The sequence below is a fragment of the Pseudomonas sp. TE24901 genome, assembly GCF_054058375.1.
Genome location: NZ_JBSSAF010000014.1, coordinates 151,626 through 167,983 on the forward strand (window position 1 = coordinate 151,626; position 16,358 = coordinate 167,983).

The window sequence follows — 16,358 nt, forward strand, 5'->3', positions numbered from 1 at the left end:
GGTGTCACTGGAATCTGAATTAACAGTCAGGCACGCATAAATATTCACGCCGCCTGAATGAACTCCAAAAAAAATAAGTCAGGAGAACAATGTGGACGCCAAAGCCTCTGTCCATCACCCGGCCGATCTCAAGCCGACCCGCCGTCCCCGGCTGGTGAAACTGCTTCCCAGCAACATCGGTGGCCCGCTGATCGGCCTTGTGTTGCTGGTGCTGGTCTTCTCCTTCAGTTCTGAATTCTTCTTCTCGTTGCGCAATGGCCTGAACATCCTCGATCAGGTCACCGTGCTGGGCATCCTGGCGATTGGCATGACGGCGGTGATCGTGATCGGCGGCATCGACCTGTCGGTCGGCTCGGTGCTGGCGTTCTCGATGATGATGCTGGGCTGGTTGTACCAGGACCAGGCCATGCCCCTGGGCTTTGCGATTCCGATCTCGATCGCCAGCGGCATGCTCGCCGGGCTGGTCTCCGGTGGGCTGATTACCTACGCCAAGCTGCCGCCGTTCATTGCCACGCTGACCATGATGTCGGTGGCCCGGGGCCTGGCGAACATCCTCACCGAAGGCCGGCAGATCGTCGGCTACCCGGACTGGTTCACCAGCCTGGCCACGGTGCGGCATTTCGGCTTCCTCTCGGCCACCGTCGGCCTGTTTCTGGTGATGCTGGTGGTGGCTTGGGTGTTCCTGCGCTTTCGTGCCGGTGGCCGCAACCTCTATGCCATGGGCGGCAGCCCCGAAGTGGCGCGCCTGTCAGGCATCAAGGTGCGTGCGATCACCCTGTGGGTCTACGCCATCAGCGGCGCCCTGGCCGGTATCGCCGCCGTCACCCTCGCCGCCCGCCTCGACTCGTCCCAACCCAGCGCCGGCCTGAGCCTGGAACTGGATGCCATCGCCGCCGTGGTGATTGGCGGGGCCAGCCTCAGCGGTGGCGTGGGCAGCATCGGCGGCACCCTGGTCGGCGTGCTGATCATTGGCGTGTTGCGCAATGGCCTGAACCTGCTCGGCGTCTCGCCCTTCATTCAACAAGTGGTGATCGGCGTGGTCATCGCCCTCGCCGTGACCATCGACACCCTGCGACGCCGCTCCAGCACTGCCCGATAAACCTGTTCGACAGTTGACACCCTCCAACAATAAAACCAGGAGTCACCGACATGTTCAGCCCCAAGAAACTGCTTATCGCCACCGCACTCGCGGCCGCCACCCTCACCGCAGCCGGCACCACCTGGGCCAAGGACCTGACCATCGGCCTGGCCGTGGCCAACCTGCAGGCCGACTTCTTCAACCAGATCAAGCAATCGGTGGAAGCCGAGGGCAAGGCCAAGGGGATCAAGGTGATCACCGTGGACGCCCAGGGCAACTCGTCCACCCAGGTCAGCCAGATTGAAGACCTGATCACCCGCCAGATCGACGTGTTGATCTACATCCCGGCCGGTGCCACCGCAGCCGGTGTACCGGTCAAGGCCGCCAAGGCCGCTGGCATCCCGGTGATTGCCGTGGACCGCAACGCGCCCGATGCCCCGGGTGACACCTTTATCGCCAGCGACAGCGTGGCCGGGGCCAAGACCCTCGCCGAATACGTGGGCAAGATCACCGACGGCAAAGGCCGCATCGCCATCCTGCAAGGCCAGTTGGGCACCACGCCTGAAATTGACCGGGCCAAAGGCTTCGAAGAAGGCTTGAAAGCCTTCCCGGACCTCAAGGTGGTCGCCCAGCAACCGGCCGAATGGGCCCAGGACAAAGGCTTCGCCGTGGCCCAGGACCTGCTCCAGCGTGACCCGAACATCAGCGTGTTCTTCGGCCGCGCCGATGCCATGGCCCTCGGTGCGGCCCAGGCGGTGAAGGTCGGCAACCTGGATCACAAAGTCGTGGTGGTGGGTTTCGACGGCGACGTTGCCGGGCTCAAGGCCGTGGAAAGTGGCGTGCTGAACGCGACCATGACTCAGCAGACCCAGAAGATGGGGCGCCTGGCCGTGGCGTCGGCCATCGACCTCAAGGCCGGTAAAGCCGTGCCCAAGGAACAACTGCTGCCGACCGTGTTGACCACCAAAGAAAACGTCGCGCCGTTCCTGCAACAGCACCCGTAAACCTCGGAGGTCGTCATGAGAGCAGCCGCTCTGGATACCACCGCTGAGGCGGTGCTGTGCCTGCGCAATATCAGCAAGGCCTATGGGCCGGTGCAGGTGCTGTCCCAGGTCAACGTGGACATTCGCCCCGGTGAAGTGCTGGCCCTGCTCGGCGAGAACGGCGCGGGCAAATCGACCTTGTCGTCGATCATCGCGGGGCTGGTGCAACCCGAAGCCGGGGGCAGCATGACCTGGCTGGGCCAGCCCTACGCCCCTGGCTCACCGGGGGCCGCGTTGGGCGCCGGTATCGGCCTGATCCACCAGGAAATCCGCCTGCTGCCGCAATTGTCGATCGCCGAAAACATCTTCGTCGGCCGCCTGCCCATGCGTCACGGGCGGGTCGACCGCGACTACATCGAGGCCCAGGCGCAGATCCAGTTGGAACGCCTGGGGCTCAAGGTGCCGGCGTCGCGCAAGGTCGAAGGCCTGAGCGTGGCCGCCCAACAACTGGTGGAAATCGCCAAGGCGCTGACCCTCAAGGCGCGGCTGCTGATCCTCGACGAGCCCACGGCCGCCCTGGGCGGTGAAGAAACCGAGCTGTTGTTCCAGCAGGTGGAGCGGCTCAAGGCTGAAGGTGTGTCGTTTATCTATATCAGCCATCGCCTGGAAGAAATCGCGCGCATCGCCGACCGCGTGCTGGTGCTGCGTGACGGTCGCCAGATCGCCCTGCACGCCACGGCCCAAGTGCCGGTGCGCGAGCTGGTAGAACAGATGGTCGGGCGCAGCCTGGAGCGAATTTTCCCGACGTTGCAGGCGCCCAAGGAACACGTGATGTTGCAGGTCAAGGACCTGAGTTGCCGTGAGTTTGCGTTGCACAGCATCGATTTCAGCGTGCGCGCTGGTGAAGTGTTTGGCATTGCCGGTGTGGTCGGCGCCGGGCGGACCGAGCTGGTGCGCACCATTGCCGGCGCGGCCCAGGACATCAAGGGGCATATGGTGTTGGATGGTGAGATTCGCCAATTGCGCTCGCCCTTCGAGGCGATCCAGGCCGGTGTGGTGCTGGTGCCCGAAGACCGCAAGCAGCAAGGCGTGGTGGTGGAACATCGCATCGAAGACAACCTGATCTATGGCAACACCGACCTGCTGGACAAACGCGGTTGGGTGCTGCCTGCCCCGCTGCGCGAGTTCGCGCGCACGGCGGTGGCACGGCTGGGCGTGAAAGGTGCGCCGCAGTCGCGGATTTCCAGTTTGTCGGGCGGCAACCAGCAGAAGGTGATCATTGCCAAGTGGCTGGCGCGCAATCCCAAAGTGTTCATCCTCGACGAGCCCACTCGCGGTATCGACGTGGGCGCACGGGCGGCGATCTATGAAGTGATCGCAGACCTGGCAGCCAAAGGCATGGCGGTGATTGTGGTGAGTTCGGACCTGGATGAAGTGCTCGGCCTGTCCCATCGGGTGATGGTGATGAGCCGGGGCCGGCAGATGGGGATATTGGAGCGTGGCGAGGCAACACCGGTTTCGGTGATGGAAATGGCCACGGCCTAGTGCCCTACCTTCGCAAACAATGAAGATCCAATGTGGGAGCTGGCTTGCCTGCGATAGCGGAGGGTCAGCCGATGCAGATGTGACTGAGCTACCGCCATCGCAGGCAAGCCAGCTCCCACAGGGGTTCGGTGTTATTTCAAATAATGGAGTCGTTCATGCAACTTTTTAGTCTTCACGGCCAGGTCGCCTTCGTCACCGGCGCCGGCAGCGGGATCGGCCAGGCCATCGCGGTCGGGCTGGCCGAGGCTGGGGCCGATGTGGCCTGTTTTGACCTGCCGGGCAGCCCCGGCATCGCCAGCACCGTGGAACGCATCCAGGCCCAGGGCCGTCGCGCCCTGGCCCTGAGCGGCACGGTCACCGAGCGCGCTGCCCTCGACGCGGCGGTGGCCCGCACCGAAGCCGAACTCGGCGAACTCAGCGTGGCCGTCAACTGCGCCGGCATCGCCAATGCCCAGGCCGCCGAAGACTTGGAGCTGCAACGCTGGCAAACCACCCTGGACATCAACCTCACCGGGATTTTCCTCAGTTGCCAGGCACAGGCCGCGGTGATGCTGCCCCGGGGCAAAGGCGCTATCGTCAACATCGCGTCCATGTCCGGCAGCATCGTCAACCGTGGCTTGCTGCAAGCCCACTACAACACGTCCAAGGCCGGGGTCATCCACCTGAGCAAAAGCCTGGCGATGGAATGGGCCAACAAGGGCCTGCGGGTCAATTGCATCAGCCCCGGCTACACCGCCACGCCGATGAACTCGCGCCCGGAGGTGGCCGACCAGGTGAAGATCTTTGAACAGACCACGCCCATGGGCCGCATGGCCAGCGTGGAAGAAATGGTCGGCCCGGCGATTTTCCTGGTCAGCCAGGCCTCGTCGTTCTGCACCGGCGTCGACCTGTTGGTCGATGGCGGTTTTGTCTGCTGGTAAGCCTTTTTTGGAGCCTTTTGTCATGTCGCAACGCTTCAGCGGTAAAACTGTAGTCATCACCGGCGCTTGCCGTGGCATCGGCGCCGGCATTGCCGAACGCTTCGCCCAGGAAGGCGCCAACCTGGTGCTGGCCTCCAACGACCTGGAGCGCGTGACCTTCACCGCCGACCAGTTGGCCCAGGAATACAAGGTCGCCACCCTCGCCCTGGGCATCGACGTCACCAACGAAGAGGATATCGAAAAGCTCTACCGCGAAGGCCATGCGCGCTTTGGCAGCATCGACGTGTCGGTGCAGAACGCCGGCATCATCACCATTGATCACTACGACAAAATGCCCCGTGCCGACTTCGACAAGGTGCTGCACGTTAACACCACCGGCGTCTGGCTGGGCTGCCGGGAAGCGGCCAAGTACATGGTCAAGCAAGGCAGCGGGCGCCTGATCAACACCTCGTCCGGCCAGGGCCGCCAGGGGTTCATCTATACGCCGCACTACGCGGCGAGCAAGATGGGCGTCATCGGTATCACTCAAAGCCTGGCGCTGGAACTGGCGCGGCACAACATCACGGTCAACGCGTTTTGCCCCGGCATCATCGAAAGCGAAATGTGGGACTACAACGACCGCGTGTGGGGCGAGATCCTCAGTACCGATGAAAAACGCTACGGCAAGGGCGAACTGATGGCCGAATGGGTCAAGAACATCCCCCTGCGCCGCGCCGGCAAACCCTCGGATGTGGCAGGTCTGGTGGCGTTTCTGGCGTCTGACGACGCGGCCTACCTGACCGGTCAGGCGATCAATATCGATGGCGGCCTGATCATGTCGTAAGGGTTTGGTATCCTCACCGACATTGATTCATTTATTGAGGCTTTCATGAGCCAGATCGAAGAACAGCGCCTGATCACCAAGATCGCCAGCCTCTATTACGAAGAAGGGCTGAAGCAGTCCGAGATTTCCGAACAACTGGACCTGTCCCAGTCCTTTATCAGCCGCGCCCTGCGCCGGGCGCTGCAGGAAGGCGTGGTGAAGATCAGCGTGATGCGCCTGCAAGGCCTGCACCTGGAACTGGAAACCCAGTTGCAACGGCGCTACGGCGTGCGCCGGGTGATCGTGGTGGAAGCCACCGAACCCGGTAGCGATGAAAGCATCAAGCAGGCCATCGGTTCGGCGGCGGCGCATTACCTGGAAACCAGCCTGTCGCCCCAGGACCATATCGGCATTTCGTCGTGGAGCAGCACCATCCGCGCCATGGTCGGCCATTTGCACGCGCAACCGGGCAAGCAAGGCGCCCAGGAAGTGGTGCAATTGCTCGGCGGCGTGGGCCACAAAGGCGCCTTCGAAGCCACCCTGCTCACCCAGCGCCTGGCCACCCTGCTCAACTGCCCGGCGTTCCTGCTGCCGTCCCAGAGCATCGAGCAATCGGTGGAAAGCAAGCAGCGCATCGTGCAGATGGAAGAGGTCAAGGAGGTGCTGCAGCGCTTTGACAGCATCACCCTGGCGATCGTCGGCATTGGCGACCTGGAACCCTCGCAACTGCTGCGCAACAGCGGCAACTACTACACCGAAGACATGCTGCGCCTGCTCGCCGAGCGCGGCGCCGTGGGCGATATCTGCCTGCGTTACTTCGATGCCCAGGGCAAACCGGTGCTGGAAGAAGACGAAGAATTCGTGGTGTCGGTGGCATTGCCCAAACTGCGCTCGATCCAACGTGTGCTTGGCCTGGCGGGCGGGCTGAACAAGGTCCAGGCGATTCGCGGCGCGCTCAAGGGCGGCTACCTCGACATTCTGATCACCGACCTCGACACCGCCCAGGCCCTGAACCACTAACCCCTTTTCTGGAGACTACCGCCCATGACGTCCAAGCTCGAACAACTCAAAGCGTTCACCACCGTGGTCTGCGACACCGGCGACCTGGAAGCCATCAGCCGCCTGCGCCCGGTGGACGCCACCACCAACCCGTCGCTGCTGCTCAAGGCCGCGGCCATTCCGGAATATGCCGAACTGCTGCGCAGCGCCGTCGCCCACTCCAAGGGCAATGTAGACCTGGCCTGCGATCACTTCGCGGTATCCGTGGGGGCCGGCATTCTCAAGGTGATCCCGGGGCGTATCTCCACCGAAGTGGATGCACGCCTATCCTTCGACGAGCAAGCGCTGTGGGCCAAGGCCAACCAGTTGATCGCGCTGTACGACCAGGCCGGTATCGGCCGCGACCGCGTGCTGATCAAGCTGGCCTCCACCTGGGAAGGCATCCGCACCGCCGAACGCCTGGAAAAAGCCGGTATCCAGACCAACCTCACCCTGCTCTTCTCCTTCGCCCAGGCCGTGGCCTGCGCCGACGCAGGGGTGTTCCTGATCTCGCCATTCGTGGGCCGCATCTACGATTGGTACCGCAAGAACACCGGCCTGGACTACACCGGTGCCGAAGACCCGGGTGTGCAGTCGGTGACACGCATCTACAACTACTACAAGGCCAACGACATCCCGACCGTGGTCATGGGCGCCAGCTTCCGCACCCTCAGCCAGATCGAAGAACTGGCGGGGTGTGATCGCCTGACCATCAGCCCGGACCTGCTGCAAAAGCTGGCCGACGACAACGGCACACTGGCACGCAAACTGGTGCCGGGCGCCACGGGTGAAGCGCGCCAACCACTGACCGAAGCGCAGTTCCGTTGGGCGTCGAATGAAGATGCAATGGCCACCGAAAAACTCGCCGAAGGCATTCGCCAGTTCGCGCGGGACCAGGAAAAACTCGAGGCCGTACTGGCTGCGCTGTAACGCAGGTTTTCTGCAGGAGCGCACAAGCGCGCTCCTGCAAAAGCCGCCGTATCACGCCGGGCTGCGTTCGTCCAATGCACGCGCCGACAGCGCCCCCAGCACGCCACCGACCATCGGTGCCAGCCAGAACAGCCACAGCTGCGCAATGTATTCGCCGCCTGCAAACAACGCCGGGCCGGTGCTGCGTGCAGGGTTGACCGAAGTATTGGTCACCGGGATCAGGATCAAGTGAATCAGGGTCAAGGCCAGGCCGATGGCAATCGGCGCAAAGGCGGCGGCCGGGCCCGGTGCGGTGACGCGCATGATGATCAGCACAAAGAAGAACGTGGCGATCACTTCAGCCACCAGCGCGGCCTTCATGTCGAACAGGCCCGGGCTTAACGCACCGTAGCCGTTGGCCGCAAAGCCGCCCATCTCGAAACCTGGCTGGCCGTTGGCAATCACATACAGGGCCGCAGCCGCGGCAATCGCACCGATGACCTGCGCCACGATATACGGCAACACCTTTGCACCGCACACGCGCTGCCCCACCCACAGGCCGACGGTCACCGCCGGGTTGAAATGCCCGCCGGAAATCCCCCCCACCGCATAGGCCATGGTCAACACGGTGAGACCAAACGCCAGGGCTACGCCGGCAAAACCAATGCCCAACCCAGGAAATGCCGCCGCCAGGATGGCACTGCCGCAGCCGCCGAACGTCAGCCAGAAAGTGCCCAGAAACTCTACAGTCAAACGCTTTTGCACACGCGACTCCATTGCTACTCAGGTGCCGTCACACGGGATGTGTGCGGTCCTGGGCGACGGTAGCAATGCGCAACAAGATACTCCGTGAGACTTGTCTGGTTTTAGCGGAACTCTTGATGACCGTTCTTCGGGCAACGCGCACGCGAGCGTTCCCAAGGTATCAAAACGGCCCCTTCGTCATTACCCGCTCATCGATAAACCGCCGCAACCGGCCAATGCACTGCGTGTAGGCGTCGTTCAGGAGCCCGGACCTGCTGCAAAAGCGTGCCGAAGACAACGGCACGCTGGAACGCAAACGGGTGTCGGGGGCTACGGACGAAGCGCGCCAGCAACTGAGCGAAGCGCAGTTCCGCTGGGCGTCGAATGAAGATGCAATGGCGGCAGAGAAACCGGCGGAAGGGATTCGCCAGTTTGCGCGGAGCCAGGAGAAGTTGGAGGCGGTGCTAGCCAGTTATGAGCCGCGCTCTGGCAATGACGGCGGGTGGTTCCTGAATCGCCTGCTTTGCTTCATTTGCCCCACGCTATATCCAGTCCAGCCAATCGCGAGACTCAATATCCTTGCGGCCTTGCAGAAACGCGTCATAGCTGACTTTATGCTCACGCATATCGCTCTGCGACAGGTTTATTGAGCAGTACTCAGCGTTTCTTTCCTGAACGGACAACGCGGTTAACTCGACTTTCAACGGCCCTGTGCTGGTCACCACACCCGCCAGCTTCGCCTTATGAAAAATAAAACTCCGACCACCGCCAAGCGGTAGGATTTTCCGGGCGACGGCGAATATTATTTCGGGCTGAGCCACCTCTATCCTGAGGTCGTGTTCATAGTCATCAACATAGTCTTCGGGGATCAAGAAAAGCGCCCAGTCTATGATGACCAGCCACCCGACCAACTCAACAGCACAGCCTTCATGCGCCACGCCGCTGATAACGTCTTTGTGCAAACCGCGCACTGTATTCATGAACTCACCCCGTTGACGTCGACAGGAGCAATGAGCCTCAAATGGATCAAAACGGCCCCTTCGTCATTACCCGCTCATCAATAAACCCACGCAACATGCCAATGCGCTGGGTGTAGGCATTGCTCAAACAGCTCACGTTCGAGCCGCAGGTGCGCCGCTTTTTGAGCCATTCGGCCTGCCCGTCCATCAACGAACCGCGCCCGCCCATGGCCATGAAGTGCTTGTTCAGGTCGTAGAGCAACGCCATGGTCACATCCTGGTCATTGAGGCTGACGTGCTTGCAGATGGTGATTTCGTCAGGCGCCTTGGCCTTGGTGCAGTCGAAACTGGCGGCAGAGCCTGAGGGGCTGAGCAGCAGCGCCGACGCGCTGGCAAGCAATGCAAACACCGCAGGTTTTATCGTCATACGCTACCTCCTCATGGACGGGGAACACCCGTGCCGAATCTGCGAATCGCCAGGCAATAGCCGATCAGCGCCACCGCTGCCAGCAAGCCGCCCGCCGCGCCGATCCAGGCGAAGCCGAAGTGGCTGCCAACCCAACTGCCCATCAGCGCGCCGCCGCCGATGCCGATGTTGTAGATGCCGGAGAACATCGCCATGGCCACGTCCGTGGCATCCGGCGCCAGTACCAGCACCTTCGATTGCATGGCCAGGCCGAATCCCATGATCGCCATGCCCCAGAACACACTCAGTGCCACCAGGTACGACTCGGCCCCGCTCAGGGGCAACAGCAACGCCAGGCAGGCGGCCAGGATGGAGACCGCGCCGACCACGAACAGGTGCGGGTTGAAGCGGTGCACCAGGCTGAACAGCAGCGAGCCGATGATGCCCGCGCCGCCGAAGACCAGCAGGATCAGGGTCACGGCGCCGCCGCTCATGCCGGCCACGCCTTCGACGAAGGGTTCGATGTAGCTGTAGGCGGTGAATTGCGCGGTCACGGTCATGGCGGTGAGCACGTAGAGCGCCACCAGCGCCGGACGCTTGAACAGCAACGGCAGGCTGCGCAGGGAGCCGGAGTTCTGGCTGGGCAGCAACGGCAAGGTGCGCGCCAGCCAGAACACCAGGGCGGCCGCAAAGGCACCGATCACCAGGAACGTGGTGCGCCAGCCCATGGCTTCGCCCAGCAGGCGACCCAGGGGAATACCCAGCACCATTGCCAGGGACGTGCCCGTAGCCAGCAGGCCGAGGGCTTGCACCTGCTTGCCTTCTGGCGCCAGGCGCACCGCCAGCGAGGCGGTGATCGACCAGAACAGCGCATGGGACAAGGCAATACCGACCCGGCTGAGCATCAGGATGCCGAAGCTGGTGGCGACACTGGACAGGACATGGCTGGCGATGAACAGGCCGAACAGCACGATCAGCAATTTGCGCCGCTCGACGTTGCGGGTCAGCAGCATCACCGGCAGCGAGGTCAGGGACACGATCCAGGCGTAGATGGTGAGCATCAGGCCGACGCTGGCGATGGGCATGTCGAAGCTGGCGCCAATGGCGCTGAGCAGCCCGACGGGGACGAATTCGGTGGTGTTGAACACAAACGCGGCCAGCGCGAGGGCGATGACCGGTTGCCAGTTGGCTTGGGGGGTTGCGGCTGAAATGCTCATTGAAGGGCGCGGTACTCTGGCGATGATCAAGCGGCCGCCCAGGACAAGCGCCGCCGCCGAGCATTCTATAGGTTTGCGGCCCGGTTGTTGACGCTCATCCGGCTCAAAATAACCTCAAGCGTCCTCAGGGTGCAGTCATGGTGACCACGTAGGCCCCCGATTGAATGGGCTTGCCCCGTGAATCCACCAGCACATACCGCTGGTCGTAATAACGCCCCTCGCCGCTGTCCGTCACCAGCTTGACGTTGACCGCAGCGTTGCCCAGCGCCTGGACGCTACGGGCAGGTTGTACGTCGAACTGGCTACCGCGAGACGCTTGCGGGCAGTTTTTCAACAGCATTGCGGCGCCGCCCGGTGCGTCCGGCACACAGCCAGGCTCGACAATGCTCCCGTGAAACTGAATGACACCCGAGGAGGCGGCCATGCAGTTTCCCGCCCACACCGCAAGAAAGCCGGTAACCAATGACAAACGCTTGAGGTTCATGCCGACGCTCCTTCTTGTGTAGTTAAGAAGGTAGTCGTCCACGACGGCTCGGACTTTAGGCCGTTTGTCGCTGGGGCACCGCGTAGATCAACGCCTGGCCCACCCGTGGGTGCTCCAGGCAATAGGCCGACAGGTCAAAACGCTCGCTCGCGGCCAGGCTGGCATTCACCAGCACCAGGTCAAAGCCCAGGCCGCCATAATCGAGCAGCGTGAGCATTTCATCCAGGCTCGACACCGGCGCAATGGCGTAATAGCCCTGGCGATTGAAGTCCTGTTCCAGGCGCAGGCGCTGGTGGTGCTGCGGGTCGGCGATCATGATGCGCAGGGCTTTATTGATCATGGCTGGCTCCAGCGGCGCAGTTGCGCGTTGCCTTGCAGCAGGCGCAACAGGTCGGCGCCCTGCATCGGCCGTGCATGCCAGTAGCCCTGGCCCTGGGTGCAGCCCAGTTCCAACAGTTGCTGGTGCTGCTCGGCGGTTTCGATACCCTCCACCACCACCGACATGTCCAGGGTCTTGCCCAGGGCCAGGGTGCTGCCGATCACCGCGCGGCAGCGTGGCTCATGGGCCAGGCCACGGACGAATTCGGCGTCGAGCTTGATCTCGTTGAACGGCAACTGGCACAGGCGCTGCAACGAGGAAAACCCGGCACCGAAATCATCGATGGACAGGCGGCAACCGAGCATGCGCAGGCGCACCAGGTTTTCCAGGGACACGGCAGGCACTTCCAGCAGGCCGCTCTCGGTGAGTTCAAAGGTGATGCCTGCGCAGGGTGCCTGGTAGGCACTGAGCAGGCCCTTGATATGGGCGGTCAAGCCGGCATCGGCCAACTGCGCTGCGTGCAGGTTGAACGCCAGGTCCAGGCTCAACCCCTGGCCCTTGGCCTGACGTTGCAAGGACAGGCCCTGGCGCATCAGGGCAAACAGCAGTTCGTCCATCAGGCCGGCTTTTTCCATCGCCGGCAAAAACACCGCAGGCGACTGCACCCCCTTGAACGGGTGGTTCCAGCGCGCCAACACTTCCACCCCGAGCACGGCACCGGTCTGCAGGTCGAACTTGGGCTGGTACCAGGCCTCCAGTTGCTGGTCGAGAATGGCCTGGCGTACCTGCGGCTCATCGGCGATGTCCAACGGCGACTGCACGTCAGGGACCACCGGGCGCTGGCTCAACGCGAGTTCCAGCAACGGCTGCAGGGCTTCGGCCTGCAACGGCTTGCCAATATCCCCGAGCATGTTCACCCCCAGCAACGCCCCCATCTGGCGCACCGCGCGGCGCACATCCCAGGGCAGGCCACTGCTGACGATGATCGCGCCCACCTGCCCGGTGGCACTGATGCGCTGGATAAACTCCAGGCCGTCCATGCCATCCATTTGCAAGTCACACACCACCACATCCACGCGGCCGGCGCGGTGCAGCGCCACCAGGGCCTCGTCGCCATTGGCGGCTTCCAGCACTTCGCCACAGCCCAGTTGCTTCAACAAGCTGACGGCCACGGAACGTTGGAACAGGTGGTCCTCTAGTACCAGGACCCGCAGCGGTAGAAATGACATGAAAAAGCCTCAGTAATAGTCAATGGTGAAGGTGGCGGTGGCATTCGCCGGACCGGCCGTGATGCGGTCTTCGGTCTGGATGTAGCGGGCCTTGAGCGGTATGGAATAGCTGGCCCCTTCATCGGCACGCGGTGTGATACCACTGGCACGCAAGGTGGCCAGGGGCAAGGGCGTGCCGTGACTGTCGGCCACCTGCACTCCCACACCGGTAGCGGCCGGGCTGTCGCCGGGCGCACTGGGGTTGACGTTCAAAATGCCTTGAGTGGGGTTGACCGCCGCCAGCGTCGGGTCGATGCGCACCCGCAGTACGTTGCTCTTGCGCGAGTCCAGGTTGCCCACCAGGCCGCTGCCGCCATCGCTGGTCCAGGTCGGCCCACTGCTCTGGTAGTAGCCGTTGAACGCCGGGCAGTTGTTCAGGGCAATGGAGAAATCCTTCCAGGGCGTGAAGGTGTTGCGCCCGGAAAACTCACTGAGTTGATGGCTGCCCATGGGCACCGCGACGTCCGGCGTGGCGCAGGTGCGCGAGACGATATTGATGCTGCCGGAGAAGTTGAGACGGATCATGTCCATCGTCAGGTCGGTGATCAGGTTGCGACCCGGCGATGGGATGTTGCTGCCATTGACGACACCCGCAGACACAGGCCCAGTCTTGATGAAAAGAACCGTGAACGAGAGCGTCCCCGTGCCCAGCGAAACAATGCAGGTGACGGTCCAATTGGTGCAGTTCATCCAGTTCCAGTCATAGGGCACGGCATCATTGCCATGCGTCACCACGATGCCGATCCCGGGCACGCCACTTTCATAGATTTTCCCGGCATAGGGGCCCGAGGACCAACTGCTCAGCGGCATCGGCGTGCGGGTGAAGAAGTTGCGTTCAATCGCGTAGGTGCTGATGTCGTTGCACGTGGTTTTGATGACGCTGGCGGGAGCGAACGTCTGGCGATACACCTCGGCCCCCAAGGGCACATCACGACCCACCGTAATGTTCGTCCCCAACAACGGCATGGTGGCGGTCACTCCCCGGTTGCCCAACGGGTTGTCGTCCGAAAAGCGGCACACGGCGGCGAACGAAACCTGGCTGCCGAACACACTCAACACACACGCCAGAATTGCCAATACAGACTTCATATAACCTCCGAATCAGTTCGACCGCGCAGCGTTGAGCCGCGACATGTCCGTTGGCGCCGCACACACCACATCCAGCTGGCGCAGTTGCTGGCCGTCACTTTTGCCGGCGGGCAGCGGCAACGCACACTGCTGGCCGGCCTTGGTTCCCCAACTGATCAACAAACGCCGTGCATCCTCCTTGACCCGCGCATACAGTTGGCCACCCTGCCCCACCACGCCCACGGACACGCCCCGGTCATCGGTCACGCTGGCGCCGAACGGCAGCGCACTGCCATCGGTGAGCGTCACGTTGAGCAACAGGGCTTCACCGGTGCTGGTGCCGTACTTGAGGGCCACCACCGCACCGGCACGCGGGGCGACTTGCTGGCTGGTTTCGGTGAGTTCCACGTCCAGGGAAGAGCCGATCGGGTCGATCGCCACTTCGTTCAATTCATAGGGGCGCAGGTAAGGCACCACCGCATTGCCCCGGCCATCGAGCTTGAGACCCGGGAAGCCGACCACCTTGGCGCCCTGGGCACCTGGGGCGCTGATCACGGCCATGGTTTCGCCGCGATACGGGGTAAACGTCACCCCCTCGGGGTGGGCCACCACGCTGCCGCTGGCGTTCAGCGACAGGCTGTCGTAGCCCTGCCCACGGCTGACCGTGCCGCCGACAACCGCCTTGGGCCCGATGTATTGGCCGTTGACCGAGGTGCTGTTGGCACCGCTGGCGCCTTCATGGCCACCGGTGAGGCTGTATTGATACTGACGATCCTCGCCAGCGGTGCCGCTGAGGGTCGCCTGCTCGCTGTAGGTGCCCTGAGTGTCACGCATGACCCGCGCCGACAGTTGCGGCTGACGGGTGGACTTGCCGAACTCCAGGGGCATGCTCACGGTGAACAACAGGCTGGTGTCCATCTCGCCCAGGCCGACACGGCTGCGGTTGGCACTGATGCCATAGCTGACCTGGCGCACCTGCTTGCTGTAGCTGAACTGGTATTGCACATCGCGGCCTGGCTGGTTCCAGTAATTCTGGGTAAAGCCGCTGAACGCCACCTGGCCCCACGGGCCGAGGCTCTGGTTGGCGGTAAGCGACACACGGCTGCGCGGGCGCCCGAACAGGCTGGTATCCAGGCCCGTGCGTTCGGCGTCCAGCAGTTGCATCGCGTTGGTGAAATCCAGGTAGTCCTGGGTGGAAAAACGCGTGGCCGCCACGGCGAAGTTGCTGCCGGTGCTGAGGATGTTCTTGCTGTAGCTCATACGCACGCTCTGCCCTTTGGCCTGGCCGCTCTTGAGGTCGGTCTGGGCCTGGGTCACGTCCACGGCCATGGCGCCAATCGGCGTGCCGAACGCCAACCCGCCGAGCAGCGCGCGATAGTCGTCGCTGCCCTGTACGCCGCCGTAGCCGGTGAAGATATTGCTCAGGCCCAGTTGGTAGGTGCCTTGCACCAGCCTGGCCTGGCGGTCGAGGTAGTTGCTGCGGGTTTCACCGGCGGTCACGCTGAAGCGCGAGGTGCCAGGGCGCAGCAATTGGGCGGTGGCGGCGTAAGGCACGACAAAGCGTTGTTCGCTGCCATCGGCCTCGTACACGGTCACGTCCAGGTCGCCGCCATAGCCGGTGGCGTACAGGTCGTCGATCACGAAGGCGCCCGGCGCCACCGTGGTTTCGTAGAGCAGGTTGCCGGCCTGGCGCACCGCCACCCGTGCCCCGGTGCGGGCAATGCCTCGGATCACCGGTGCGTAGCCGCGTTGGGACTCGGGCAACATACGGTCATCGGTGCCCAGCTGCACGCCGCGATAGGCCAGGGTGTCGAAGATCTCGCCACTGGTATTGGCCTCGCCCACGGTCAGCTGGCTTTGCAGGCTTGTCACGTCGCGCTGGGCGTAGGTGTTGAGGGTCTGGTAATCCTGGCCCGCGTCCTTCTGCCAATTGAGCGAGCCGTTGTGGCGCAGGCGCCAGTCGCCCAGGTTCAAGCCGGCATTCAGGCCCAGGTAGGCCGAGTCGTAGGTGCCGAAGTCGGTCTTATTGTGGTTGGCGTTGAAGGTGTAGCTCAAGGTGCCGGCCGTGACGCCACGGTCCCACAGTTCAGGGCTGACATACCCACGGGCGTCCCGGCGCAAGGCCACCTGCGGAATGCTGATATCCAACTGCTGGTTGTCCGGCGAAAAGGTTGCGGTGGCGCCTTCGATCAACTGGCCCAGGTCCAGGCACGTGGCGCCGCTCTCCAGGGCGGCGCTCGCGTGGGCCGACAGCTTGTGCATGTCCACGCCAATCAGTTGCAGCAGGCCGCTGTTGAAACACACCACGGGGTGGCTGCCGTCGGCATCGGCGTTGATACGGATGTCCTGACGGCTGACCAGGTTGCCGTTGACCGCCACGTCCGCCCGATAGTCACCCGGCAGCACCGGGTTGCTCTTCTGGTACGCGGTGAGGTCGAGGCTGCGGGAGTCCTCGGGCAGGAAGGCGTCGTTGAACTGCACGTCTTCAGCCCACGCCGACGGCGCCAGGCACCCTACCAGCGCGGTGATGACACCCACTGCGAGCGGGTTGAGGGCAAAGCGCGGTTGCGCCTGCGGGCCGTGGCCCAGGCCTGGAATAGTCATGGTCAGTTACTCGT

The 16,358-nt window shown here is 63.2% G+C and carries 16 protein-coding genes and 1 pseudogene; 8 read left to right on the forward strand and 9 right to left on the reverse strand.

Annotation, left to right across the window (positions count from 1 at the left end; genetic code table 11):
* The first annotated feature begins 91 nt into the window (after positions 1 to 91).
* The 7 genes from ACVWVP_RS25155 to tal all read left to right on the forward strand — a co-directional run bounded on the left by ACVWVP_RS25155 (position 92) and on the right by tal (position 7,296).
* Complete coding sequence (locus ACVWVP_RS25155) at positions 92 to 1,099, forward strand: ABC transporter permease (protein ID WP_176999007.1); 1,008 nt, start codon at positions 92 to 94, stop codon at positions 1,097 to 1,099.
* Between the two features lie 50 nt (positions 1,100 to 1,149).
* Positions 1,150 to 2,082 carry a sugar ABC transporter substrate-binding protein gene (locus ACVWVP_RS25160; RefSeq protein ID WP_176999006.1) on the forward strand — a complete coding sequence of 311 codons (933 nt, stop codon included), beginning with the start codon at positions 1,150 to 1,152 and terminating at the stop codon, positions 2,080 to 2,082.
* Positions 2,083 to 2,097: 15 nt separating this feature from the next.
* The gene (locus tag ACVWVP_RS25165; RefSeq protein WP_457408646.1) at positions 2,098 to 3,606 is read left to right on the forward strand and encodes a sugar ABC transporter ATP-binding protein; all 1,509 of its coding nucleotides are present in this window, start codon (positions 2,098 to 2,100) and stop codon (positions 3,604 to 3,606) included.
* A 155-nt stretch (positions 3,607 to 3,761) separates the two neighbouring features.
* Positions 3,762 to 4,526, forward strand: a complete 765-nt coding sequence (locus ACVWVP_RS25170) for an SDR family oxidoreductase (protein ID WP_457408648.1) — start codon at positions 3,762 to 3,764, stop codon at positions 4,524 to 4,526.
* 22 nt (positions 4,527 to 4,548) lie between these two features.
* Entirely contained in the window at positions 4,549 to 5,349 is an 801-nt protein-coding gene (locus ACVWVP_RS25175) for an SDR family oxidoreductase (protein ID WP_259175511.1), read from the forward strand.
* A 45-nt stretch (positions 5,350 to 5,394) separates the two neighbouring features.
* A complete protein-coding gene (locus ACVWVP_RS25180) occupies positions 5,395 to 6,348 on the forward strand; it encodes a sugar-binding transcriptional regulator (protein WP_178923270.1) in 954 nt (317 codons plus the stop codon).
* Positions 6,349 to 6,372: 24 nt separating this feature from the next.
* Positions 6,373 to 7,296: a transaldolase gene (gene tal, locus ACVWVP_RS25185; RefSeq protein ID WP_259175510.1), complete on the forward strand. Its 924-nt coding sequence runs from the start codon at positions 6,373 to 6,375 to the stop codon at positions 7,294 to 7,296.
* Positions 7,297 to 7,347: 51 nt separating this feature from the next.
* On the opposite strand, the gene aqpZ is transcribed toward tal, so the two are convergent.
* Positions 7,348 to 8,052, reverse strand: coding sequence for an aquaporin Z (gene aqpZ / locus ACVWVP_RS25190; protein ID WP_178923266.1), 705 nt, complete (start codon positions 8,050 to 8,052; stop codon positions 7,348 to 7,350).
* Positions 8,053 to 8,282: 230 nt separating this feature from the next.
* Here aqpZ and ACVWVP_RS25195 point away from each other — a divergent pair.
* Positions 8,283 to 8,492, forward strand: a pseudogene (locus ACVWVP_RS25195) (transaldolase family protein); the annotation flags it as partial.
* A 69-nt stretch (positions 8,493 to 8,561) separates the two neighbouring features.
* Here ACVWVP_RS25195 and ACVWVP_RS25200 read toward each other — a convergent pair.
* From ACVWVP_RS25200 to ACVWVP_RS25235, 8 genes are all read right to left on the reverse strand, one after another.
* The gene (locus ACVWVP_RS25200) at positions 8,562 to 8,999 is read right to left on the reverse strand and encodes a hypothetical protein (protein ID WP_457408652.1); all 438 of its coding nucleotides are present in this window, start codon (positions 8,997 to 8,999) and stop codon (positions 8,562 to 8,564) included.
* 46 nt (positions 9,000 to 9,045) lie between these two features.
* A complete protein-coding gene (locus ACVWVP_RS25205; protein WP_457408654.1) occupies positions 9,046 to 9,405 on the reverse strand; it encodes a lysozyme inhibitor LprI family protein in 360 nt (119 codons plus the stop codon).
* 11 nt (positions 9,406 to 9,416) lie between these two features.
* On the reverse strand, positions 9,417 to 10,601 hold the full coding sequence (locus ACVWVP_RS25210; RefSeq protein WP_178923262.1) for a sugar transporter: 1,185 nt from the start codon (positions 10,599 to 10,601) through the stop codon (positions 9,417 to 9,419).
* Between the two features lie 124 nt (positions 10,602 to 10,725).
* Positions 10,726 to 11,085 (reverse strand): type 1 fimbrial protein, encoded by a 360-nt coding sequence (locus tag ACVWVP_RS25215; RefSeq protein WP_178923259.1) that lies wholly within the window; start codon positions 11,083 to 11,085, stop codon positions 10,726 to 10,728.
* Positions 11,086 to 11,140: 55 nt separating this feature from the next.
* On the reverse strand, positions 11,141 to 11,425 hold the full coding sequence (locus ACVWVP_RS25220) for an ANTAR domain-containing protein (protein WP_178923257.1): 285 nt from the start codon (positions 11,423 to 11,425) through the stop codon (positions 11,141 to 11,143).
* Entirely contained in the window at positions 11,422 to 12,633 is a 1,212-nt protein-coding gene (locus ACVWVP_RS25225) for an EAL domain-containing response regulator (protein WP_178923255.1), read from the reverse strand. The genes ACVWVP_RS25220 and ACVWVP_RS25225 overlap by 4 nt, the downstream gene beginning before the upstream one ends.
* Positions 12,634 to 12,642: 9 nt before the next feature.
* On the reverse strand, positions 12,643 to 13,761 hold the full coding sequence (locus ACVWVP_RS25230) for a fimbrial protein (protein WP_457408657.1): 1,119 nt from the start codon (positions 13,759 to 13,761) through the stop codon (positions 12,643 to 12,645).
* Between the two features lie 12 nt (positions 13,762 to 13,773).
* Positions 13,774 to 16,344 carry a fimbria/pilus outer membrane usher protein gene (locus ACVWVP_RS25235; RefSeq protein ID WP_457408659.1) on the reverse strand — a complete coding sequence of 857 codons (2,571 nt, stop codon included), beginning with the start codon at positions 16,342 to 16,344 and terminating at the stop codon, positions 13,774 to 13,776.
* Positions 16,345 to 16,358 lie beyond the last annotated feature (14 nt).